The sequence below is a fragment of the Rhizobium oryzicola genome (genome assembly GCF_030504645.1).
GTDB classification, from domain to species: Bacteria; Pseudomonadota; Alphaproteobacteria; order Rhizobiales; family Rhizobiaceae; genus Neorhizobium; species Neorhizobium oryzicola.
On sequence record NZ_JAUKWQ010000005.1, the window covers coordinates 175,079 to 196,816 of the forward strand.

Annotated in this window: 21 protein-coding genes, 2 tRNA genes and 1 riboswitch; of the genes, 13 read left to right on the forward strand and 10 right to left on the reverse strand. The window is 58.0% G+C overall.

The features are described 5' to 3' along the window. Nucleotides 1-77: 77 nt before the first annotated feature. A complete protein-coding gene (locus Q2T52_RS16800) occupies nt 78-3,839 on the forward strand; it encodes an Ig-like domain-containing protein (protein WP_302077946.1) in 3,762 nt (1,253 codons plus the stop codon). 159 nt (nt 3,840-3,998) lie between these two features. On the opposite strand, the gene lipB is transcribed toward Q2T52_RS16800, so the two are convergent. Beyond that, entirely contained in the window at nt 3,999-4,724 is a 726-nt protein-coding gene (lipB, locus tag Q2T52_RS16805) for a lipoyl(octanoyl) transferase LipB (RefSeq protein WP_302077947.1), read from the reverse strand. 188 nt (nt 4,725-4,912) lie between these two features. Between lipB and Q2T52_RS16810 the strand changes: the two genes are divergently transcribed. The 10 genes from Q2T52_RS16810 (at nt 4,913) to sugE (ending at nt 12,225) form a co-directional block, all read left to right on the forward strand. Further along, a tRNA-Leu gene (locus tag Q2T52_RS16810) sits at nt 4,913-4,997 on the forward strand. Nucleotides 4,998-5,280: 283 nt separating this feature from the next. Beyond that, a tRNA-Lys gene (locus Q2T52_RS16815) sits at nt 5,281-5,356 on the forward strand. 148 nt (nt 5,357-5,504) lie between these two features. Next, entirely contained in the window at nt 5,505-6,455 is a 951-nt protein-coding gene (locus Q2T52_RS16820; RefSeq protein WP_302077948.1) for a DMT family transporter, read from the forward strand. Next, complete coding sequence (locus tag Q2T52_RS16825; RefSeq protein WP_302077949.1) at nt 6,406-7,251, forward strand: hypothetical protein; 846 nt, start codon at nt 6,406-6,408, stop codon at nt 7,249-7,251. The genes Q2T52_RS16820 and Q2T52_RS16825 overlap by 50 nt, the downstream gene beginning before the upstream one ends. A gap of 127 nt (nt 7,252-7,378) precedes the next feature. After that, nucleotides 7,379-8,506 carry an S-(hydroxymethyl)glutathione dehydrogenase/class III alcohol dehydrogenase gene (locus Q2T52_RS16830; RefSeq protein ID WP_302077950.1) on the forward strand — a complete coding sequence of 376 codons (1,128 nt, stop codon included), beginning with the start codon at nt 7,379-7,381 and terminating at the stop codon, nt 8,504-8,506. A gap of 91 nt (nt 8,507-8,597) precedes the next feature. After that, entirely contained in the window at nt 8,598-9,815 is a 1,218-nt protein-coding gene (locus Q2T52_RS16835; protein ID WP_302077951.1) for a class I SAM-dependent methyltransferase, read from the forward strand. A gap of 4 nt (nt 9,816-9,819) precedes the next feature. After that, complete coding sequence (locus tag Q2T52_RS16840) at nt 9,820-10,284, forward strand: YaiI/YqxD family protein (RefSeq protein ID WP_302077952.1); 465 nt, start codon at nt 9,820-9,822, stop codon at nt 10,282-10,284. Then, entirely contained in the window at nt 10,281-10,940 is a 660-nt protein-coding gene (locus Q2T52_RS16845; RefSeq protein ID WP_302077953.1) for a DUF1345 domain-containing protein, read from the forward strand. Before Q2T52_RS16840 ends, Q2T52_RS16845 begins: the two co-directional genes overlap by 4 nt. A 22-nt stretch (nt 10,941-10,962) precedes the next feature. Beyond that, nucleotides 10,963-11,796, forward strand: a complete 834-nt coding sequence (gene fghA / locus Q2T52_RS16850) for an S-formylglutathione hydrolase (protein ID WP_302077954.1) — start codon at nt 10,963-10,965, stop codon at nt 11,794-11,796. A 114-nt stretch (nt 11,797-11,910) separates the two neighbouring features. Then, entirely contained in the window at nt 11,911-12,225 is a 315-nt protein-coding gene (gene sugE / locus Q2T52_RS16855) for a quaternary ammonium compound efflux SMR transporter SugE (RefSeq protein WP_302077955.1), read from the forward strand. Between the two features lie 51 nt (nt 12,226-12,276). Here the strand turns inward: sugE and Q2T52_RS16860 are convergent, their stop codons facing one another. The 7 genes from Q2T52_RS16860 to crcB form a co-directional block, all read right to left on the reverse strand. Beyond that, on the reverse strand, nt 12,277-12,663 hold the full coding sequence (locus Q2T52_RS16860; RefSeq protein WP_302077957.1) for a DoxX family protein: 387 nt from the start codon (nt 12,661-12,663) through the stop codon (nt 12,277-12,279). A 496-nt stretch (nt 12,664-13,159) separates the two neighbouring features. Next, on the reverse strand, nt 13,160-14,377 hold the full coding sequence (locus tag Q2T52_RS16865) for an alpha/beta hydrolase family protein (RefSeq protein WP_302077958.1): 1,218 nt from the start codon (nt 14,375-14,377) through the stop codon (nt 13,160-13,162). A 212-nt stretch (nt 14,378-14,589) separates the two neighbouring features. Beyond that, a complete protein-coding gene (locus Q2T52_RS16870) occupies nt 14,590-15,015 on the reverse strand; it encodes a hypothetical protein (protein ID WP_302077959.1) in 426 nt (141 codons plus the stop codon). Between the two features lie 126 nt (nt 15,016-15,141). Beyond that, a complete protein-coding gene (locus tag Q2T52_RS16875) occupies nt 15,142-15,921 on the reverse strand; it encodes an ATP12 family chaperone protein (protein ID WP_302077960.1) in 780 nt (259 codons plus the stop codon). A gap of 16 nt (nt 15,922-15,937) precedes the next feature. Next, nucleotides 15,938-16,591 (reverse strand): HAD-IA family hydrolase, encoded by a 654-nt coding sequence (locus Q2T52_RS16880; RefSeq protein WP_302077961.1) that lies wholly within the window; start codon nt 16,589-16,591, stop codon nt 15,938-15,940. 1 nt (nt 16,592) lies between these two features. Continuing rightward, on the reverse strand, nt 16,593-17,588 hold the full coding sequence (locus tag Q2T52_RS16885; protein WP_302077962.1) for an RluA family pseudouridine synthase: 996 nt from the start codon (nt 17,586-17,588) through the stop codon (nt 16,593-16,595). Between the two features lie 102 nt (nt 17,589-17,690). Continuing rightward, nucleotides 17,691-18,068 carry a fluoride efflux transporter CrcB gene (crcB, locus tag Q2T52_RS16890; protein ID WP_302077963.1) on the reverse strand — a complete coding sequence of 126 codons (378 nt, stop codon included), beginning with the start codon at nt 18,066-18,068 and terminating at the stop codon, nt 17,691-17,693. Between the two features lie 236 nt (nt 18,069-18,304). Here crcB and Q2T52_RS16895 point away from each other — a divergent pair, with 236 nt between their 5' ends. Beyond that, nucleotides 18,305-18,571: a hypothetical protein gene (locus tag Q2T52_RS16895; protein ID WP_302077964.1), complete on the forward strand. Its 267-nt coding sequence runs from the start codon at nt 18,305-18,307 to the stop codon at nt 18,569-18,571. 17 nt (nt 18,572-18,588) lie between these two features. On the opposite strand, the gene Q2T52_RS16900 is transcribed toward Q2T52_RS16895, so the two are convergent. Both Q2T52_RS16900 and Q2T52_RS16905 read right to left on the reverse strand, forming a co-directional pair. Further along, nucleotides 18,589-19,533, reverse strand: a complete 945-nt coding sequence (locus Q2T52_RS16900) for a copper chaperone PCu(A)C domain-containing protein (protein ID WP_302077965.1) — start codon at nt 19,531-19,533, stop codon at nt 18,589-18,591. A gap of 88 nt (nt 19,534-19,621) precedes the next feature. Continuing rightward, nucleotides 19,622-20,002 carry a hypothetical protein gene (locus tag Q2T52_RS16905; RefSeq protein ID WP_302077966.1) on the reverse strand — a complete coding sequence of 127 codons (381 nt, stop codon included), beginning with the start codon at nt 20,000-20,002 and terminating at the stop codon, nt 19,622-19,624. 179 nt (nt 20,003-20,181) lie between these two features. Then, a riboswitch (glycine riboswitch) is annotated at nt 20,182-20,269 on the forward strand. Nucleotides 20,270-20,425: 156 nt separating this feature from the next. Between Q2T52_RS16905 and gcvT the strand changes: the two genes are divergently transcribed. Further along, the gene (gene gcvT / locus Q2T52_RS16910; RefSeq protein ID WP_367187331.1) at nt 20,426-21,562 is read left to right on the forward strand and encodes a glycine cleavage system aminomethyltransferase GcvT; all 1,137 of its coding nucleotides are present in this window, start codon (nt 20,426-20,428) and stop codon (nt 21,560-21,562) included. Nucleotides 21,563-21,738 lie beyond the last annotated feature (176 nt).

The window sequence follows — 21,738 nt, forward strand, 5'->3', positions numbered from 1 at the left end:
CATAGATCATATTCGTTGAAGCCGAAGTGAGAAAGTGATCATCCGCTCAACTATCATAATTGAGCGGATGAATTCACATGGCCAGTATTCAGGGTATTTACGTCGCGCTGTTCGGACGTCCTGCAGATCCAACCGGCCTCGCCTATTTCAACAGCGTCACGAAGAACGGCACCGACCTATCCGGGATTGGCAATCTGACCGGGACGGCCGAATACCAGTCACGCTTTGCGGGCATGAGCAGCGAGCAGGTTGTGAATGCCATCTACCAGTCGCTGCTTGGTCGAGCGGGAGAGCCTTCTGGCATTCAGTTCTGGGTGCAGCAGATGCAATCCGGGCGCTTCAATATCAACAACATCGCGATTGCCATTCTGGATGGCGCCAAGGACAGCGATCTTCAGACGGTTACGACGAAAGTTGCTGCCGCCGATCTCTTTACGGCTCGGCTCGATACGCCCGCCAAGATCGCGGCCTATGTGGGCAATACCGCAGCACAGGCGGCGCGTGAGTTTCTATCGACCGTCACCAAAGACAATCCTGCTACGGTCTCGACCATAGATACCACAGTCACCAAAGTGCAGACGATTGCCGGAAACGCCACCGGCAGCGGGCCGACATCAGGAACCGGAACGACTGGGACGCCAGGCAGCGGGGGCACGGACCAGAGCGGCCCTGCCCCGGACACAACGCCTCCCGACGCGCCTACCATGACTGCTAGCAAAGCTGGCATCAGCGGGACGGCCGAAGCCGGATCGACCATTACCCTCAGTGTCGGCACCCAAATTCTGGCAAAAGACATCAAGGCCGACCAGAAGGGCCAATGGGTCTATGCGGGTAAACTGCCGGTCAACAACGGCACTGAGGTAAGTTTTACGGCAACCGCAACGGATGCTGCAAACAATGTGAGTAAGCCGACGACGGTGAAGGCCGTCTATGACAATGTGGCGCCATCTTCGCCGACTGTTGCCATTGATGTGAACTCGAAGACGTTGAAAGGAACGGCAGAAGCAGGTGCGAGCATCCTGCTGAAAGCCGACGGCGTTGATCTTGCAACAGTCAAGGCGGATGGTAATGGCAATTGGACATTCGACGGCACGCTTCCGACCAATACGGGATCGAAAGCTGTCATATTCAGCGCCCTCGCCACAGATGCGAGCGACAACACCAGCGCCGCTGCCACGGTCGAGGCAGCTTATGACAACGTAGCGCCTGGAGCTCCCACCATTCGGATGGATGCGGGCACGATGACGCTTTTCGGGTCGGCCGAACCTCTGTCAACAATCACGCTTCTGGGTGAAAACGCGGGCCCCAAAGGCAGCACGACTGTCTCGCTTGGCACCGTAACGGCCAATGAAAAAGGCATATGGAAGTATGATGGTTGGATTAGTCCCAACCCGGGACGCATACCGATCTTCTTTTCTGCAACGGCAACAGATACCTCTAACAACACCAGTCCAGCAACAATCGAACATATAGTGTACGATAACGTTGCTCCGCAGGCACCTGTCATTTTCCATTATGATAAGTTCGCCAAGATCCTTACCGGCACTGCTGAACCGCTATCGACGATCACGCTTTTTAGCAAACGAGCGGATGCGAATACCGACACTCCTTTGGCGCTTGGTACCGTGAAGGCCGACGCAAACGGAGAGTGGAGATATGACGGTTCGTCTGGGCCAAACCAAGACGGTGTGTCAGTGCTTTTTTCGGCAACTGCGACCGACGGATGGGGCAATGTCAGCAGGGCGGGCACCTTCTATCTGAAAGACGACAATGTCGTTCCGAACGCGCCGGCTATCGCTCTCGACATAACCACCCGAACGTTTAGTGGGACAGCGGAACCCGGTTCCACTGTTTCGCTGATAAGCGGCCAGACCGTTATCGCCACTGGCATCATGGTGGGCCCTGACAAGATCTGGTCCTATTCGCTGACCAAGCTTCCGGACAACAACAACACGGGACTGGGTTTTACGGCAGTTGTTACCGATTCGAGCAATAACCCCAGCTTAACCGCTACCGTCCAAGTAACCTATGACAACGTGGCTCCCCGGCCGCCGGTCATACGGTACGACGTTGATACCAAGACGCTTTTTGGCAAAGCGGAAGCACTATCTACTGTCACGCTGATCAGCGAAGGTGCTGGGGCAACGGCCGGACAGGTTGTATCTCTTGGCACCGTAAAAGCCGACGCGAACGGAGACTGGAGATACGACGGCTGGATTAAACCGAACCAGAACAATGTTCAGGTCTATTTTTCCGCCACGGCAACAGATTCTTCTAACAACACAAGTGCAGCGGCTGTCGAGTATTTGACATACGACAATGTTGCACCCAATGCGCCAAGCATTACCTACGACAAAGCAAGCTCATCGCTGAGCGGCACTGCTGAGCCCCGGGCGACCATTACCCTGAAAGCGGACGGAACCTATTTCGGAAGTGTCGAAACCAACGGCAGCGGCCAATGGGTATATAGCGGTCCGCTTCCGACCTTCGATTTGAAAAATGGCATTACATTCACTGCTACGGCGACAGATAGTTACAAAAACGAAAGTGCAGCCAGCATCCTCAAGGTTCCCGGCGCCAATGTCGCACCGTCATTCGCGTCATCGGCCATCAGTGTCGACCTCAAAGACAGCAGCGCCATTGGCGCAACCATTTACACCGCCGCGGCCACCGACCCGGATAACGACAAGCTGATTTACTCGCTATCCACCGGTGACAAGTCGTTGTTTGCGGTCAATGCAGATGGCACGATCAAGCTGCTCAGGGCCGTCGATTACGGTCAGATGAAGACGGCTTCGATCGATGTTGCCGTCTCTGATGGACAACACAGTGTATCCCAGACAATCACCTTTAATGTGAAGGATGACACTAAGCCGGTCTTTTCTTCGGGCTCCAGCGCTACCATTGATGAGAACAACAGCGTCAACGCCATCGTCTACAAGGCGACAACCGCTGATAACAGCAAGCAGGCGGTCGTCTACACCCTGGATGATGGCAGCAAGGCAGACTTCTCCATTTCGGCGGATGGAACTGTCACCGCCAACCGGAGCTTCGATTTCGAAGCAGCCGGTAACCCTACCTCCTTCAAAGTCATCGCAACGGATCAAGCCGGAAACGCGACCACGCAGTCCGTCAACTTCGCCATCCGCGACCTTGTGGAGGACTCGACCTTTACAGGAACCGACGGCGCTGACATCATCGACAAATCAGGCTCGGTGAACAACTGGACGATCTACGGCCAGGCCGGAAACGACACCATCAAGGGTGGTAGTGGTAACGACAAAATCGACCCTGGCAGCGGGCGGGATACCGTGGATATCTCCGGCGGAGGGTTCGATACAATTTATATCAATGGCAAAGACAGATTGCCCCCAGACTGGACGCAAAGTGGATTATTGCAGATAAAGGGTTTTCGCGGGGGCGATCCCCAGGTTGGTGGCACCAAGGGAATACTCGCTTTCGACGTCAAGGATGTGGTCGACGCGACAGGTACGCCGAAGACTTACACCACGCCATTCCAGGTCGACCCAACAAGGGGAGGCCTCAAAGGAGACGGAGCGGATGTGACAAACCAAGTGGCGCTCATCTTCTCCAACGTTCCCTCTGATATGCAGAGCCTTAGCCGACTAATCGACGAGGGTTGGTTCTCTGTCCAAGGCGGTGGGAAAGCTTATTTTCTGGTGGGTGCCCCTAAAATTCCGCAATTTTACATTTATTACGCGGATGTTCCAAAGGAGGGCTCCTCTCCGTATCTCTATTTGCATCAGATTGGTACGGTCGAGATGCCGACCGGACAAGACGTTGAGTTCATTGACCGCGCCAATCTGCTATTCATCTAGACGCAATCACATTGGTCCTGCTTACAGCGCCTGCTGATGGGGCGAAATGACGGGCATTGGCCGCGTTTCATGGCCCTTGGCAGTCTTGACGAGTTAATGACAACGGGCTTGGGCGATGCATGAGCATCGCCCTTTTGCACTTGTCAACTCGGGACATCCTCAACGGTCTCTCTCCGTCACCGTCGAGCCAAAAACCTCCTCAAAGGCTTCGCGTAGGCGCATGTCCACGTCCTGCATCATCACGAGCATGCCGAGGTCCTCAAGGCTGGTCACGCCATAGGCAGAGATGCCGCAAGGCACGATGCCGGAAAAGTGCGACAGATCCGGATTGACGTTGAGCGACAGGCCATGGAAACTCACCCACCGGCGCAGGCGAATGCCGAGCGCCGCGATCTTGTCTTCGGCAATGGTTCCATCCGGCAGCGGCGGCTTCTCCGGACGACGCACCCAGACGCCGACGCGGTCCTCGCGGCGCTCGCCGCGCACGTTCATGGAGGCCAGACAGCGGATGATCACTTCTTCCAGACCCGCCACATAGGCCCGCACATCCTGACGGCGGCGTTTCAGGTCCAGCATGACATAGGCCACACGCTGGCCGGGACCGTGATAGGTATATTCGCCACCGCGTCCTGTGGCAAACACAGGGAACCGGTCCGGCTCGATCAGGTCAGCGGCGTTGGCGCTGGTGCCGGCCGTGTAGAGTGGCGGATGCTCCAGCAGCCAGACAAGTTCGTCCGCACGCCCCTCGGCGATGTCGGCCACTTCCCGTTCCATGGTGGCGATCGCTTCATCGTATGGGATGAGGGAATCGGAAATGCGCCAGCGAACGGGTGGAGAGCCTGGTATCGGCAGCATGGTCAGGTTCAGATCGGTGCGGGTCAGCATGGCCAGTCTCGTCAGCGAAAAATGTCGTGTTCTTGCATTGCATGCCAAAAGGCCTGCAATGCAAGGCTTCTTCTATATAGGTATCCACAGGCCAATTTTATCTTTCAAAAATCTGTCACGACGCACTTGCGCGCATCAAATCCCTTTGCTAGATGCTCCCTCGCCGACGCAAGAAGGCCTACCACGATGCGGTCGTGGCGGAATTGGTAGACGCGCAGCGTTGAGGTCGCTGTGGGGCAACCCGTGGAAGTTCGAGTCTTCTCGACCGCACCAAACAAACCCGGCTTCGGCCGGGTTTTTTGTTGCCTTTTAATCTCTTGCGATAATCCCCTCATCTGACTTCTCAGAATCGAACCAACGCTTTCAGTATCTGCCAGGCTACTTGTGGATACTCGGTGACGTTTATGAAGCATGCGCGGAGCACTTGGTTCCCCTCTCCCATGGCCGCATTTTTCCTCTGTTGACGCTGTGCAAATTTTCCATTTTGCCGGGTTGACCGCAGGGACCCATCTGCATATGTTCCGCGCACTTTCAAAGACGCGCTTCGCGCCAGTGAGAGAGCGTAGCTCAGCCGGTAGAGCAACTGACTTTTAATCAGTAGGTCCTGGGTTCGAATCCCAGCGTTCTCACCACATAATTCATTGTACTCGCCCCCCTTATCTTTCAAGCCTCAATAACTGCAAGGCAGCGCTCGTGTGGTTTTGCCACCACTCAGCGTTATGCAGATCTTGCCGAGTCATGACCGCCTGTGGTTGATGATGGCACCACAGGATGATCGCGATGCCAGCCACTGCCACGACCACAGAAAACTCCGTCAAGGGCATGGCACTGATGGCGGGTTGTATGGTCGTTCTGCCGATGATGGACGCGATCGCCAAATACATGGCGACGTTTGAGACCATGTCCCCGGGGCAAGTCACATTCTACCGCTTCTTCGTGCAGCTCGTGGTTCTGGCGCCACTGTTCTTCTGGCAGGTTGGCAGCTTCGCCAAGGTCAAGCGCCCTTGGATGAACCTGCTGCGCGGCGCTTTGCATGCCAGCGCCAGCCTGATGTTCTTCGCGGCGGTCAAATACATGCCGCTGGCCGATGTCTTCGCCATCTATTTCGTCGAGCCTTTCATGCTGACGATTCTCTCGGCCTTGTTCCTTGGCGAGAAGGTCGGCTGGCGGCGTTGGCTGGCGATCCTCGTCGGCTTTGGCGGCGCCATGATCGTTATCCAGCCGAGCTTTGCCATCTTCGGCTGGACCTCCCTGCTTCCTGTTGCCTGTGCGGCGCTCTTCACGCTGTATCTCTTTCTCAACAGGGCTCTGGGAGAAGGCGACTCACCGCTGACCATGCAGATGATGTCAGGCATTGGCGGCACGGCTTTGATGGGCACTGTATTGCTGGCGGGCAATTCTGCGGGCGTCGGAGACTTCAGCCTCTCCCTGCCCGGCTCGCCGCTCGGTCTCATCCTGCTTCTGATTCTTGGATCGCTGTCCGGCTATGTGCATCTGCTCGTGGTGCGTGCCTTCCGCCTAGCATCGGTCTCGCTGCTGGCACCATTCCAGTATTTCGAAATTATTTCCGCGACTGTGCTGGGCTATCTTCTGTTCGGCGATTTTCCTACTCTCTCCAAGTGGTCGGGCATTGTGGTGATCGTCGCTTCCGGCCTTTTCATCATCTGGCGCGAGCGTATCAATGCGGCACGCAGTGCGGCAGCAAACCACAGCAGCCTTACTGCCGGTTAACTGCTCCGGTTCATCTATTATCAACGATTCGGAATTGATAGTCGGTTCCGCGACGCAGGGTGACGTGAACGTTTCTTCTATGCGTCCCGCCGAATTGAATCGGTCTGATGTCAAATCCAGTTTCATGATGAAACGGAGCAGTAAGATGAGTGTTGAAGGTCTTCCCTTTCCCGCGTGCATGCTTGCCGGAAAGAACAGCATTTCCAGCAGCGATGTCATGCTGCTGCGCAAATATTCTCTTCCTGATGGCGTCACGAGTTGGGCTGATGCGCATATGCTCATCACCATCAGCCGCAACTGTGAAGTGCCCTGCCCAGAATGGGAAAGCTATTTCGTCGAATCTCTGGCGCTCTTCGTTGTGCACCACTTGCAGCCTGCGGGAACGCTCAGTGAATCGAAAAGCCGGTGGCTTCAGCGACTTCTGGCGCCGAGCGGGACCATTCAGAGCGCGCTGGAAATGGAAGTTCTCCTCCACAGCATCGAGATCGCGGCAGAAACGCCCGTCAGCCTCTCGGCTTTCGCGCTCGATCAGATCCGAAAGTGCCTGATGGCTCGGTTGCTCGACATAGCCGATCAGGATCTCGAGGTTAGAGGCATCTCGCAACACGACATGGAAGCGATATGGCGGGTCCTGCGTGCAGCTGTTGACCGTGGCCACGTCATGCTCATGCCGCTGGAACGCATGGTTCTGATGGCGATCGACGCAATAGCACCGCCCGAAGCCCACGATCCGGCCTGGAACGAGTTCGTCGCGCGGTTGCGCGATCAGGATGATTGCCTGGATATTTCCGCCTAGATCTCTGACGAGACCGTGCATCCGCATGTGTCGTTCATCATCCCCTCCGATGCCGCCTTTCGGCTTGAGCCGATTAGGCCAGCATGCCAATGTCCGTGCGACTCGCGAAATTTAGGGAGAACACATTATGGATGTCCGCGCCGCCGTTGCCGTACAGGCTGGCAAGCCACTGGAAGTCATGACCGTGCAGCTGGAAGGTCCGCGTGCAGGTGAAGTCCTGGTCGAAGTCAAAGCCACAGGCATTTGCCACACGGACGACTTCACACTCTCGGGCGCTGATCCGGAAGGCCTCTTCCCCGCCATTCTCGGCCATGAGGGTGCGGGTATCGTCGTGGATGTGGGCCCAGGCGTAACCTCCGTGAAGAAGGGCGATCATGTCATTCCCCTCTACACGCCGGAGTGCCGCGAATGCCCCTCCTGCCTGTCACGCAAGACGAACCTCTGCACCGCGATCCGCTCCACCCAGGGCCAGGGCCTCATGCCCGATGGCACCAGCCGCTTCTCTATCGGCAAGGACAAGATCCATCACTATATGGGCTGCTCCACCTTCGCCAATTACACGGTGCTACCGGAAATCGCAGTGGCCAAGGTCAACCAGGACGCGCCCTTCGACAAGATCTGCTATATCGGTTGCGGCGTGACGACAGGCATTGGAGCCGTCATCAACACCGCCAAGGTGGAGATCGGTGCGACAGCCATCGTCTTCGGTCTCGGCGGCATCGGCCTCAACGTCATCCAGGGTCTGCGTCTTGCGGGTGCCGACATGATCATTGGCGTTGATCTCAACAACGACAAGAAGGCTTGGGGCGAGCGCTTCGGCATGACGCATTTCGTCAACCCAAAGGAAGTTGGCGACGATCTTGTGCCCTATCTTGTCAACATGACGAAGCGCGGTGCCGACCAGATCGGCGGCGCCGACTACACGTTCGATTGCACTGGCAACACGAAAGTTATGCGCCAGGCGCTGGAAGCCTCGCATCGCGGCTGGGGTAAATCAGTGGTGATCGGCGTTGCTGGCGCTGGCCAGGAGATCTCCACACGCCCCTTCCAGCTTGTGACGGGCCGTAGCTGGATGGGCACCGCCTTTGGCGGTGCACGTGGTCGCACAGACGTGCCGAAGATCGTCGATTGGTATATGGACGGCAAGATTGAGATCGACCCGATGATTACCCACACCATGCCGCTCGAAGATATCAACAAGGGTTTTGAGTTGATGCATGGGGGCGAAAGCATCCGATCGGTTGTGATCTACTGATCAGCATCGTATTGCCTTCTGCCAAGAATGGGCGGTGATGAGCCGCCCATATTCGCGCCATCGCATTTGCTGGCGCACCACAGGAGCAGGCATGTCGGAACGGGTGGTAGCAGGTTCGGTCGGAACAGATGGTGAGGTCCTGCACGGCGAGGGATTTCACGTTGTCCGCAAGGCGGTTGGTCAGTACCTCATCGTCTTTCGCCCACCATTGGTCAGCATCGACTCGGCTGATCTCCGGGCGTGCCCAAATACAGGGAGCGTCTGCACCCCCGCGATTCTCTCTTGCGACGGTTTGCATGCGCTCATCGAGGTGCGGACAGACGAAGGCTCGCTTCGCGACTGCGCGTTTTCTTTCGTGTTTTCCAGTCAGAAATTCCAAATCGGCGACGACATTGTCCTGTCCGGTTCCGGGTACCATCCGGAGGAGAATGATCCTTCAGAGAATGCAGCGCCGGTCATCAGCCTTGCGGAACGGCTTGCCCGAGGTTTGACAACAGATACAGTCAAAGGATCGGAAGCAAGCGAACCGCTGATTGTTGCACAGCAGGAGCAGATACGTCGGCTGCAATCCATGATGCACGAGGTACTGGAGCCGCTGCAGATCGAAAACCGGATGCTGCGGAAGCGTCTGGAGCTCTTGAAGCAGCATCTTGGTCAGGCGCAACTTGCCGCCAGCGATCTTGTGCCTGACACCCACGAACTGCCTGGCGCGGCGATGCTCGCCAAGCTACTTGAAACGCACGAGTTCGACACGGTTCTGGATTTCGGCGCAGGGTGGCAGCGGCGATGCGACATGCTTCTCGCATCCGGTCTAAGTGTGAGCACGATCGTACGGCCCGAGACGCCGCTCGCTGACCTTTCGGCAGAGCTCATCGTTCACACCGGGACTGTCCACTCCTCGGTGCTGCCCAAGACGTTCGACTGCATCATCGCGATCAACGTCCTCCAGCAGGAACGCGATCCGCAACGCTTTCTGCGTCGTTTGCATGATTTGCTGCCGGAGCGCTCCATCCTTGGTCTTACTGTGCCAGCGCTTCGCCATCCAATGCTGCAGGGGGAGCTTTCCATCTGGAACGCCGGTCTCGTTCTCTACCATCTGGTTCTGGCCGGGTTCGATTGCAGCAACGTCCATTGCCTGACGCAAGAAGATGAGATCTCCGTCATTCTGGAAAAGAATGCGATCGATCCATGGGGAGAGGATTCGCCCCTGCCCCCGCTCGGCAGCCTCAGGCGCCACCTGCCGCAGGCGCTGGACTTCGTGCATGAGCCGGCCTGGTTTAACGGCGAAATCCCGGAACTGAACTGGTGAGATGATGATCTACGTCGATGCCGATGCCTGCCCTGTCAAAGCCGAGATCATCAAGGTCGCGGAACGCCACGCGCTGGAAGTGACCTTCGTCGCCAATTCGGGCCTGCGCCCTTCGCGCGATCCAATGATCCGCAATGTCATCGTCTCCGGTTCCTTCGATGCCGCAGACGACTGGATCGTGGACCATGTGGCGGCGGGCGACATCGTTATCACCGCTGATGTTCCTCTGGCGGTACGCTGTGTGGCAAAGGCTGCACTGGTAACGGGACCAAGCGGCCGGATCTTTGACGAGACCAATATCGGCATGGCAAGCGCCATGCGCAACCTCGGGCAGCATCTACGCGAAACCGGCGAGAGCAAGGGCTACAATGCCCCCTTCGCGCCAAAGGACCGCTCGCGCTTCCTGGAAACTCTGGATAGGCTCTGCCGTCGCGCGAAGGCTGCGACAGAAGGGAACACGACGCCATGACACCCGCCACCAAATGGCACCACCGCCGACGCAGCCCCTTCTATGTTGCAACCGCCGCCGGCATCCTGCCGCTGCCATTGCTGTTCTATTTGGTGCCGCATCTGGCGCTTGAAATCGCCGCGCTGTGCTTCTTCTTCGCCTATCTCGGCATGATGGCACTGCGCATCCCACACCTGACGGTCGCTCGCCTGAAGACGAGCAAGGAGCGCGACGACGCGCCGGCTTATGTCATTCTCTTTGTGACCCTGATGACTGTCGTGGCAACGATTGCCGCACTCTTCAACGCCTTGAACGGCTCGCACGATCACAGCGCCGTCAAGGTCGCTATCGCATTCCTATCGGTTATCGGGGGTTGGCTGACAATCCACACCATGTTCGCCATGCATTACTCCCACCATTACTGGCGACGCGTGGCCGATACGGAGGGAAAACTGGTCCAGCAGGGCGGCTTCAGCTTCCCCGAAACGGATGAACCCAGTGGCTGGGAGTTTATCTATTTCTCTTTCGTGATCGGGATGACCGCCCAGACATCGGACGTCGCCATTACAACGACAGCCGTGCGCCGGATCAATCTCGCGCACAGCGTGCTCGCCTTCTTCTTCAACACTATCCTGGTCGCCGCCGCCGTTAACGCGGTGGTCTCCCTTGCCAACTGATAGAGACACCGGAGTCTTCCCGATGAAAGTCCTTTCCCAGAACACCGCTTTCGGTGGCATGCAGGGCGTTTTCCAGCATGAGTCGGACGCCTGCAAGTGCGAGATGACATTTGCCGTTTTCGTGCCGCCACAGGCAATCCACGAAAAGCGCCCCGTTCTCTGGTACCTTTCAGGTCTCACCTGCACTCATGCGAATGTGATGGAAAAGGGCGAATACAGACGCATGGCGGCCGAACTCGGCCTCATCATCGTCTGCCCAGATACCAGCCCGCGCGGCAATGACGTGGCGGACGAGCTGACAAATTGGCAGATGGGCAAGGGCGCGGGCTTCTATCTGGATGCCACAGAGAAGCCCTGGGCGGACCACTACCGGATGTACACCTACATCACTGAGGAACTCCCGGCGCTCGTCAGCCAGCAATTCCGCGTGGATATGGACCGACAGGGTATTTTCGGCCATTCCATGGGCGGCCATGGCGCCATGACCATCGCGCTCAAAAACCCAGATCGTTTCAAAAGCTGCTCCGCCTTCGCCCCCATCGTGCAACCTTCGACGGCAGATTGGTCTGCTCCGGCATTGGAGAAATATCTTGGCGCTGATCGTGCCGCATGGCGGCAATACGATGCCTGTGCACTGGTGGAGGACGGTGCGCGCTTCCCGGAATTCCTGATCGACCAGGGTACGGCCGACAGCTTCCTCGAAAGCGGTCTGCGTCCCTGGCTGTTCGAAGAGGCGATCACGGAGACGGACATTAAACTGACGCTGCGCATGCAAGAGCGCTACGACCACTCCTACTATTTTATCTCCACCTTCATGGATGATCACCTGCGCTGGCACGCAGAGCGCCTCGGCTGAAGCGGCTGAAGGAGAAACTGACGCGCCCATATAATGCGTAGGCGGACGACCGCCTGCGCAGAATCAGCGCGCTAATCCGCGGGGACGGCCTCGCTCTTTGAAAAGGAGCGATCAATGCCCTGGATCTATCTTCTGCTTGCTGGAATTCTTGAAACCGGCTGGGCAATCGGATTGAAATATACCGAAGGCTTTACAAAGCTCACGCCGAGCCTTTTGACGGTGATGTGCATAATTGCCAGCATTGGCCTGTTGGGGCTTGCGCTTCGTGATCTGCCGGTCGGCACAGCCTATGCAGTGTGGACGGGCTTGGGAACCGCAGGGGCCGTCATTCTGGGGATGGTGCTTTTCGCCGAACCACCGACAATCACCCGTCTGGCATCCATCGGCCTCATTCTGGCCGGGGTGGCGGGACTGAAAATGTCCAGCTGATCGCAAAATGCGAGCCCCGTTCCATTGAGGTAACGGGGCACGCGCAACAGGTTACTTCTTCTTGTCGACAGCCCAGGCGCCAGCGCCGGAGAAGATGAAGAACAGGAAGATGAAGCAGTAGAGGACGGCCGCGTCGCCGCCGTTCATTGCGGGGAAGAACGCCTTCGGGAAATGTGCCATGAAATAGGCAACGGCCATCTGGCCGCAGAGGATGAAGGCGACAGGGCGTGTCAGGAAGCCGATGGCAAATAGTGCACCACCCACAAGTTCCAGGATACCGGCCACAAGAAGGAGCGGCGGAAGCGGACCCGGCATCTGTGCGGCAGGGAATGCAAGAAGCTTCATGGTGCCGTGCTCAAGATACAGCAGGCCCGTCATGATGCGCAGAACCGCCAAAGCCTGGGGCTGCAAGGAATTGAGACGTTCAGAAATAGACATTACCCTCTCCGTGGTACGAATTGCGGGCTGAGGGTTAGCCGGAACCTTAAAAAAATTTAAATCAACTAAAGTGGAATTTGGATCACAACCTATTGATCCCGCTGTGCAGTTTCTCGGCTTGTCTTGGCTGCCTCACCAGGAATTTCAGATAATTTAAATAAAGACGTAAAGATTTGAGCTGGAGCCTATCAGGGTTAAATGGAAACAGTTCAGTTGGCTCAGGCGGGAACAGATGCAAGGAGAGCGGCGCGCGCCGTAGCCGAAGCATACGGCCAAGCCGCTCGACAAAGCAGATGACCCCGCCTCAGCCAACCCGAAGGGCCGGATCATTTTCCGCCATTATCTTCGGCTTTCGTCTCGACCGTACCAGGAGGTATGCCCTTCGCCGAAAGCCTTGATCCTGACAAAAAATGCTTCCGGCAGAACGATTCCATTTAGCCCTGATAGGCTCTCGGCTCCGGAGTAGTATCTGCCCCGGAGCACCGAGATAAGCGCGTTAGTCAGCAGCGCGGTGTTCCAGCTTCAATGCCTTCGCTGTACGGTTACGGAAGCCCTTCCAGTAGTTATGCTCCGGCTTCGGCGTACCGTCCGGGTTCGTCGCCCAAACACCCTTTTCCGAATCTTCGACCAACTGAAGATAAGCGGCCCTGGACTGATCGCCCTTGACCTTGAGATCGAACCAGACGGTGGCGAAATGCTGGGCGATGTTGTTCATTCTGACTGTATCCCATACTGCATCGCCATAATGATCGAAGGGCGAGAAACCGAGATCCGCGTTGACGGGCCAGCTTTCCGCAGGCGCCGGCATGGGAGCCGCAGCATTGTGGTTGGCATGCTCGAAGGTCAACAGGTAGCGATCAACCTTCTTGACGCCCTCAAAGAAAACCCTGATGTCCTTGTTGTAATCAGCGACATCATCGGCGCTGCCACCCATGAAGAAAATCGGCACCTTGGCTTCCATCAGTCCCTCGGCATCGAACAACCCCTTCTGGTAGCCCCAGGGAGCAATGGCAATGATCGCCTTGAAACGCGGATCGAAGAGCTTGGCATGGCTCTCGCTGCGCGCTTGATGAATTGCCAGCGTCCTCGCTGGGGCATTATCGGCAACGCCGACAGATTTTAACGCCACGCCAGATGGTGATATGCCGGCACCCGCGGTAATCATGGAACCATAAGCGCCCATCGAATAACCGATCAGTCCGGTTTGCGACGGATCCACAAGGCCCGAGAGGAAGTTTCCTGGCTGTTCACTCAGGCGCGTTATCTCATCAAGCACGAATTTCTGGTCTAGCGGACGATTGACAAGCGTACTGCCGAAGGCGGCGCGATCGTTATAGGTGCTATCCGTATGATCGATGGATGCGACCACATAGCCTTTGCTGGCAAGGTTTTCTCCCAGATGCGCGAGCAAGTAGCGGTTCCCAGGAAAACCGTGCGAGAGGATAATCAACGGAAACTTTGTCATCACCGTCTCGGGCGTCGCGTCGCGCACAGCGCGACCGGAAATGGTCACTTCGGTCTTTCCATCGCGCATGAAGACGCGATAGTCGCCACCAGGTGTTTCGACCTTGGCCGGATACCAGACTTCAAGGGTCAGCGGCCGGTCATACGTCGGCAAGTCCTCACCCGCCTGTGCCTTCAACACATTCACCTGTTTTGCATTGACCACCTTGATCGTTCTGACACCGATGGTGTGGGAGCCATAAGAGGCCAACTCGGGCGCATCCGGGCGTATGCGATCGAATCGATTTTCCGAGGAAGCACTGATAGGCATCAATGTAGTCGCAACCGCTAAAACCATACCTTTTGGTAGCATTTGAATATATCCTCCCAGATATGCTGCAATGTAATCCGTTCCTGGCCTCACAGCAGAAACGGGCGAGTGCAACCTGAGGAATAGGATCGACTTCGTCAACCCTTCGGTATCTAGGGGAAAAGCGCCGTCGCCAGGGATGATGGGCCGCTATCCTGCAGGCGAAACTCCGAGACGATGCGGTCACAGATTCGGTCCGCAAGAACATGATCGGCGTGCTCGTGGTTCAGAGCGAATGTCGAAACCGAGAACGTTCCGGCTGCGATCTTCTCGCCATTGCCGACTGCCGTAGCATCCACGGATATATCGGCCGAATAGCGGGCGCCGACCAGAAGCGGGAATTTCGTCGCTCTTGAAATGCGGATGGTCAAAACCGTCCGCGGCAAGGAAACCTGTCGGAAGGTCGCACGAATGGCCTGCTCCACCAGACGATTGGTTTCCGAGACGAGATCCTTCGATACGTCCGGTTTCGCAGTCACGAAGGCCGCGCGAACATCGTAAAGAAGATGGGTTTCAGGCGCACGTTTCTGCTCTGCCATGCGGAAGCTACTAAGAGCAACGATGGCCAGAAGGGACACAAAGATGCGAAAGAGAAGCGCTCGCATGGATCACCGGAAACATTTCCCCGATCATCCACAAACACGGTTAGAATTCCGTTAAGTCGCTCACCGCAGCGACCGAAATACTGCCACCGCCGCGCGCAATTCCTGTTCGCGTTTCGACCGCCGAAGCTCTGCTTCCGCGTCGACACCCCAATGCTCGTTCGTCCAGTCTTCATCCAGATGCGCAAGTGCCCAGGCCTCATCGGCGCTGATCTGCCCTTCCGCGAATGCGAGCGCCAGAAGCGCCGAGCCGGTCAGTGTCGTGACGGTATGAAGTGCCGCCAGATCCAGGGCATTGTCATATTTGCGAAGCGCGGCAGACAGGGCGGAAATCGTCTCGCGCGGCTGCTCCTGCGGCATGATGCCTTCGATCAGGATGAAGCGCGCGCCGAGGCTGGACGCCGCCCAATCGAGGATTGGGTCCCACTGCTCCCTCTGCCGCAGAACTAGGTTTTCGGGACCATCGGCGCGGTAGCACAGCATGTCGCTGGTGGAAAAGCGCAGGATATCCTCAAAGACAGCCTGCGTGTCCTGCGCGATACCATCGATCGCGGTATTCACCAGGCGGGTGATCGGCATGGTACCGGGATCGATCACCTCGCCCTGCATTGCCCACTCATCGCGAACCAGTTCCGCAAGTGCTGCCGTCGGAAGCAGCAGAAGGTTCTTGGCCGGCGTGCGGACAGGCTTGCCGTCCAGATGGATGGCGTGCCCTTCCTCCACGGCAGCGACGGCTGCCTCGGTGTAAAAGCGCTTTGGCAGAGGCTTGTGCATCTGGATCTGCGCACGGCGCGTCGGATCTGGATGGCTCAGGCCCTCGGGCAGGTCGAAAAGATCACTCATGGTCGCGTAATAGTCCTCACCCGATATGGCTCAAAAGCTCGCGGGGATGGTTGACGATGACATCAGCGCCGGCCGCCTTGAGTTCGGCAATCGAGGCATAGCCCCAGGCAACGCCGATGGCTGTCGCGCCTGCCGCCTTTGCCATTTGCATATCGTAAATCGCATCGCCGATGACAAGGGTGTCTTCCGGACGCATGCCGGTTTCATCGCAACATTCGCTGACCATGGCCGGATGCGGCTTCGAGGGGCAATCATCCGCCGTACGACTGACGATAAACCACTTGCGGAAGTCGTGGGTGTCCAGCACCGAATTCAGTCCGCGGCGCGACTTGCCGGTGACAGCGCCCAACAGCAGGTCTTCGCGCGGGCCAATCGTATCGATCACCTCGCGAATGCCTTCGAACAACGGCTCCCTGTAATCCAGATCGGCACGAACAGTGGCAAACAGAGACTTGTAATAGGCCATCATCTCGACGGCCTCGTCATCCGCATGCGGCTTGCCCTGCATGCTAGCGATCGCGATATCCAGCGTCAGGCCGATGATCGACTTTGTCGCCTCGACGGTCGGCTCAGGCTTGCCGAACTGGGCAAAGGTGCGGCGCATCGTTTCGTGGATGAGGGCTGCGCTATCGACCAGCGTGCCGTCGCAATCGAACAGGACCAGCTTCATATTATTCATCGTCCTTTACGCCATCCGCCTGGTCGAAGCCGAGCAAGTTCCAGCTCTGCACCATATGCGGGGGCAGTGGTGCGGTGACCTTCAACCGGCCGCCGGACGGATGCGGGATATCGATGTGACGGGCATGCAGATGCAGGCGCTTCTGGACGCCGCCCGGGAAATCCCAGTTCGGATCCTCGTCGAAATATTTGGGATCGCCGATAATAGGGTGACCGATATGCAGGGCGTGAACACGAAGCTGGTGCGTTCGCCCCGTATAGGGCTCCATCTCCAGCCAGGAGAGACGCTGTGCGGCCGTGTCGATGACGCGGTAGAAGGAGACGGCGTGATCCGCCCCCTCCTCGCCATGCTTGGCAATGCGCATGCGGTCGCCATCCGGCGTCTGCTCCTTCACCAGCCAGGTGGAGATCTTGTCTTCACGCTTTCTCGGCAGGCCTTTCACCAGCGACCAATAGGTCTTCTTGGTATCGCGCTCACGAAAGGCTGCAGTCAGCTTCTGGGCCGCGCCGCGCGTGCGGGCAATAACCAGAACGCCTGAGGTGTCACGGTCGAGACGATGCACCAGACGCGGCTTCTCGCCCTTCTGGTTCACCCAGGCATCCAGCATCTTGTCGATATGGCGCGTAACGCCCGAACCGCCCTGGACGGCAAGACCCGCTGGCTTGTTCAGCACGAAGACCTTGTCATCCTCATGCAGAAGCATGCGCGCCAGAAGCTCGGCATCGCCGCTGTGCTTCAAATCCTTGCCGGCGATCGGCCCGGCCTTCGGTCCCTTTGGATCGACATCCATGGGGGGCACGCGCACCATTTGTCCCGGCTGCACGCGGGTATCGGATTTGACGCGTCCGCCATCGACGCGGATCTGGCCTGAGCGCAACAACTTTTGCAGCGCGCCGAAGCCGAGGCCCGGATAATGGATCTTGAACCAGCGATCGAGGCGCATGCCCGCCTCGTCCGCGTCCACACGGATATGCTCGATGCCAGCCATCAAAGCTCTTTCATGACTAAAGGATGGGGCCAACGCCCGCCATTACTCAGCCTTTAGATGATTTCGCCTCTCAAGGGAAAGCGCAAATATGCGGATGTCACGTCAAAGCACCGCGCGGCCAAGAGCAAGACCGCCGAACGTGGCTGCCAGCGAAACGACGAGGCTGACCACGACGTAGGAAACCGCAGCAGCACTCGCACCTCGCTCCATCAGCGCCACCGTATCGAGCGAGAAGGACGAGAAGGTGGTGTAGCCGCCAAGAAAACCTGTGACGATGAGAAGCCGCATTTCCATGGAAGCATTGAGCCGCCGCGCCACGAGTTCTGTGAGGAAGCCGATGGCAAAGGAGCCCAGCACATTCACCGTCAACGTGCCCCAGGGGAACATGGGTCCATAGAGACGGGTCATGAACACACCCGTCAGATAACGGCACACAGAGCCCACCGCGCCACCGAAGGCAACAAGCAAAACGTTCAACATATTGAACCCACGCGCAAAAATCGGGAACTTTGCTAAAATTCGAATGGGCAACTTAAAGACCGGCGAAGAAAAGGTCACGCATAATTTCTAGCGCGAGGGCTGAAGTCATATTTTTGAAAAGCCATCCTGATGCATGAAGCATCACTGCACGGCTGTCGCCTCGCATCCCGTCGGATTGCCTCACGCCATTTCAACAAGTTGCGTCCCTCGCCTCAACAAGGGAGATTGTATGTGTCATGACACAGGTCATAACCGTATCGGCCACGACAGCTGGCTATGCCATGGATGCCATGCGGCCGGCCCGGCGCGTGAGCACTGCCGACCATGTGCGTGACACCCGCGTCGAAGCCGAGAAAAACGAGCGTCGCACCCATGGCGAGGCAACCGATGACATCCAGGGGCTATTGCCTCCGGTTCCGCTTGCCTTGGATCTCAACACGAACCATCAGCAGCAGTATCCAGTGAACCGGGATGAAGTGGAGGACGCCTACAAGGAGATATAGGCGTCCTGCTGCTCGCATCAGTGATGATCGTGCTCACCGCCCGGCGCGGCAGAGGTTACGGGCAGAGTGATCTCGACTTTACCCGCCTTCTCGAAGGTCAACATGACGGGCACCTTGCCGCCCTCCTTGAAGGGCTCCTTCACTTTCTGGAACATCATATGGTAGCCGCCAGGCTTCAATTCGGTGGTCTTGCCAGCAGGCAGAACGATTCCGCCCTCAAGCCTGCGCATCTTCATCACATCATTGACCATGGCCATTTCGTGCAACTCCACCTCACTCGCCGCTGGCGAGGAGGCAGCAACCAGTTTGTCATCGCCTGAACCGGCATTTTCGATGGTGACATAACCGCCACCGACCGGCTGACCTGGCAGCATGGCTTTGACGAAGCCGCCGGTGAGCTTGAGCGCCCCCACGGAGGCAGGCGTCATGGCCTGTGCCTGCTTGTCACCGGCGGTGATCTTGACCGTGGGCGCCGGACTCTTCAGCGAATGGGCATCCACACCCGGAGCGGCAATCTGTGTCCACTCCGCCTTGTCAGTCCCGCAGATCTGGATGATCGGGAAGGCGACGACCGCACCTTCAGCCAAGCCGTCAAATTTTCCCTGGATGACGAACGTGTCATAGAAGTCGTCGGAAAGGTTGCCGTTCTTCCAGCGGATCTCAGTCGCTCCAGATGTCACCGGCTTGCCATGGTCGCTGCTCGGTTTGGCATAGGTCCCCTTGATGACCTCAAGCTCCCACCCGGCCTTGGGCTGCGGCTTGGCACCATAAAATCCTTCAGGCAGCTTCACTTGCAGTTCCGTTGTGGCCTTCCCATCGCAACCATGCGGCACCTGCAATTGCAGCACTACAGTGGCGCCGGGCTTTGCAGTCGCGCTCACGAAGGTCACATGCGCACTGGCCTGCCCCGCAAGGACCAGTGACGCGATGGCCGATGCGGCCAGATAGATCGAGTTCTTCATTATTCATCCCCTGATGACGAGCCCTGCCGGGTCTGCGCCATGTTTGCCGCGCATGCGGCATTGAGCCTGTTGTTCCCAAAAAACAGTTTCAGGAGATGGATGGCGGGCCTCTGGACCGCGCAGTAATGATATTGGACGAGCCAAGCGCGGCGTCCGGATACGACAAGGCGTTGATGAGGAAGGCACGATCGACCAGCAGCCAGCCCTTATCGTCCGGTGGCGGCAAGATGATTGATGCCGAGAGCAGGCAGGCTTCGCAGAGACCGCTGGGGGCTGCCTTATGGTCCTCACTGGAGTTCAGGCAGAGCGAGGCGAAACTACCATCCGGCAGACGATAGGTTTCCAAATGATCGATATCGATGGCAGCCAGGCCGACCGAAGGCGCCTGATGGGCAAGGCCGAGGGACAACAGCACAAGCGCGCACAGGATGCGCAAGACCTTGCCGCTTTTCGTCCGACTGCTATCCATTGCCTCTCAATCCTCTCGAACCATCTTTTGCATATTCGATGCGGGGAACAAGAGCAAAACGGAAGCTGCGGCTCTTTGACGGGGATCAACCATGAGAGAGTTTTCGCGGCGCGACAAAATTCATGTCGCTTGCGACGTTTGCCCCTTGCCAAGTGGCGCCCTCCTCTCATAATGACCGCAACATCTCGCTGGGAGAAACCGCTTCGATGCGGCGCCGAAGGAGCAACCGCCCCGGAAACTCTCAGGCAAAAGGACCAGCGGGACCTGCAGGACTCTGGAGAGAAGCTTTTTCGACGCGAAGAGCTCGCCGAAGGGATAACAATCTCAGGCGCGAAGGACAGAGGGGGCTCTTTGAACGGCACGACTCCGTGCCAGTAACTGAGCTCGTGCGGCTTTGCCCCGCACACGACCCTGGAGGCGTTCTTGACCGATAGCGGCCCACTCTCCACTACCCCCCTTCATGATCTACATCTGTCGCTCGGCGCGCGCATGGTGCCCTTTGCCGGCTATGACATGCCGGTGCAATATCAGGCAGGCGTGCTGAAGGAGCATCTCCAGACCCGCTCCAAGGCTGGCCTGTTCGACGTGTCCCATATGGGGCAGGTCATCGTGAAGGCTCACTCCGGAGCTTATGCGGATGCAGCGCTGGCGCTGGAAAAGCTGGTGCCGGTCGACATCCTCGGCCTGAAAGAGGGCCGCCAGCGCTACGGCTTCTTCACCGATGATAATGGCGGCATCCTCGACGACCTGATGATCACCAATCGCGGCGATCATCTTCTCGTTGTCGTCAACGCCGCCTGCAAGGCCGCCGATGTGGCGCATATGAAGACGCATCTCGCCGGCTGTTCGGTGACGCTTCTCGAAGACCGCGCGTTGATCGCGCTTCAGGGTCCGGCAGCGGAAGCCGTGCTGGCGTCTCTGGCACCTGAGGTCGCAGCCATGAAATTCATGGATGTGCGCGACGTGACGCTGGTGGGTGCTTCCTGCATCGTCTCCCGCTCGGGTTACTCGGGCGAAGACGGTTATGAGATCTCCGTTCCCGCCGACAAGGCGGAGGAACTGGCAAAGGCATTGCTGGCCCATGACGATTGCGAGGCGATCGGGCTCGGCGCCCGCGATTCTTTGCGCCTCGAAGCCGGGCTCTGCCTGTACGGCAATGACATCGACACCACCACCTCGCCCATTGAGGCATCGCTGGAATGGGCGATCCAGAAGGCCCGCAAGACGGGCGGCGATCGCGCCGGCGGCTTTCCGGGGGCGACGCGCATTCTGGGCGAACTCGCCAATGGTACGGCCCGCCGCCGCGTCGGTCTGAAGCCGGAAGGCAAGGCGCCGGTGCGCGCCCATGCCAAGCTCTACGCCGATGCCGAAGGCAAGACGGAGATCGGTGAAGTCACATCCGGCACGTTTGGCCCCTCGGTCGAAGGCCCAGTCGCCATGGGTTACGTGCCGACCGAGTTCGCCAGTGCCGGAACGCAGGTGTTTGCGGAAGTGCGCGGTAGATATCTGCCGGTTACGGTCGCCGCCCTGCCCTTCATCACGCCGACGTATAAGCGGTAACCAAATGATGGTCTTGCCAGCCCAAGCCCCCCTCTGGCCTGCCGGCCATCTCCCCCACAAGGGGGGAGATCAACAGGCAGCAGCCTCTCGCCTTTCACCGGCGTTGATGAGTTGGGAAATGGGCGCGCCGATCCGATCTCCCCACCTGTGGGGGAGATGGCCGGCAGGCCAGAGGG

Excerpts from the sequence above, each read along its gene's own strand:
- Q2T52_RS16800 (WP_302077946.1), top strand. The coding sequence starts at position 78 with ATGGCCAGTATTCAGGGTATTTACGTCGCGCTGTTCGGACGTCCTGCA.
- lipB (WP_302077947.1), bottom strand. The coding sequence starts at position 4,724 with ATGCTGACCCGCACCGATCTGAACCTGACCATGCTGCCGATACCAGGC.
- Q2T52_RS16820 (WP_302077948.1), top strand. The coding sequence starts at position 5,505 with ATGCCAGCCACTGCCACGACCACAGAAAACTCCGTCAAGGGCATGGCA.
- Q2T52_RS16825 (WP_302077949.1), top strand. The coding sequence starts at position 6,406 with ATGCGGCACGCAGTGCGGCAGCAAACCACAGCAGCCTTACTGCCGGTT.
- Q2T52_RS16830 (WP_302077950.1), top strand. The coding sequence starts at position 7,379 with ATGGATGTCCGCGCCGCCGTTGCCGTACAGGCTGGCAAGCCACTGGAA.
- Q2T52_RS16835 (WP_302077951.1), top strand. The coding sequence starts at position 8,598 with ATGTCGGAACGGGTGGTAGCAGGTTCGGTCGGAACAGATGGTGAGGTC.
- Q2T52_RS16840 (WP_302077952.1), top strand. The coding sequence starts at position 9,820 with ATGATCTACGTCGATGCCGATGCCTGCCCTGTCAAAGCCGAGATCATC.
- Q2T52_RS16845 (WP_302077953.1), top strand. The coding sequence starts at position 10,281 with ATGACACCCGCCACCAAATGGCACCACCGCCGACGCAGCCCCTTCTAT.
- fghA (WP_302077954.1), top strand. The coding sequence starts at position 10,963 with ATGAAAGTCCTTTCCCAGAACACCGCTTTCGGTGGCATGCAGGGCGTT.
- sugE (WP_302077955.1), top strand. The coding sequence starts at position 11,911 with ATGCCCTGGATCTATCTTCTGCTTGCTGGAATTCTTGAAACCGGCTGG.
- Q2T52_RS16860 (WP_302077957.1), bottom strand. The coding sequence starts at position 12,663 with ATGTCTATTTCTGAACGTCTCAATTCCTTGCAGCCCCAGGCTTTGGCG.
- Q2T52_RS16870 (WP_302077959.1), bottom strand. The coding sequence starts at position 15,015 with ATGGCAGAGCAGAAACGTGCGCCTGAAACCCATCTTCTTTACGATGTT.
- Q2T52_RS16875 (WP_302077960.1), bottom strand. The coding sequence starts at position 15,921 with ATGAGTGATCTTTTCGACCTGCCCGAGGGCCTGAGCCATCCAGATCCG.
- Q2T52_RS16880 (WP_302077961.1), bottom strand. The coding sequence starts at position 16,591 with ATGAAGCTGGTCCTGTTCGATTGCGACGGCACGCTGGTCGATAGCGCA.
- Q2T52_RS16885 (WP_302077962.1), bottom strand. The coding sequence starts at position 17,588 with ATGGCTGGCATCGAGCATATCCGTGTGGACGCGGACGAGGCGGGCATG.
- crcB (WP_302077963.1), bottom strand. The coding sequence starts at position 18,068 with ATGTTGAACGTTTTGCTTGTTGCCTTCGGTGGCGCGGTGGGCTCTGTG.
- Q2T52_RS16895 (WP_302077964.1), top strand. The coding sequence starts at position 18,305 with ATGACACAGGTCATAACCGTATCGGCCACGACAGCTGGCTATGCCATG.
- Q2T52_RS16900 (WP_302077965.1), bottom strand. The coding sequence starts at position 19,533 with ATGAAGAACTCGATCTATCTGGCCGCATCGGCCATCGCGTCACTGGTC.
- Q2T52_RS16905 (WP_302077966.1), bottom strand. The coding sequence starts at position 20,002 with ATGGATAGCAGTCGGACGAAAAGCGGCAAGGTCTTGCGCATCCTGTGC.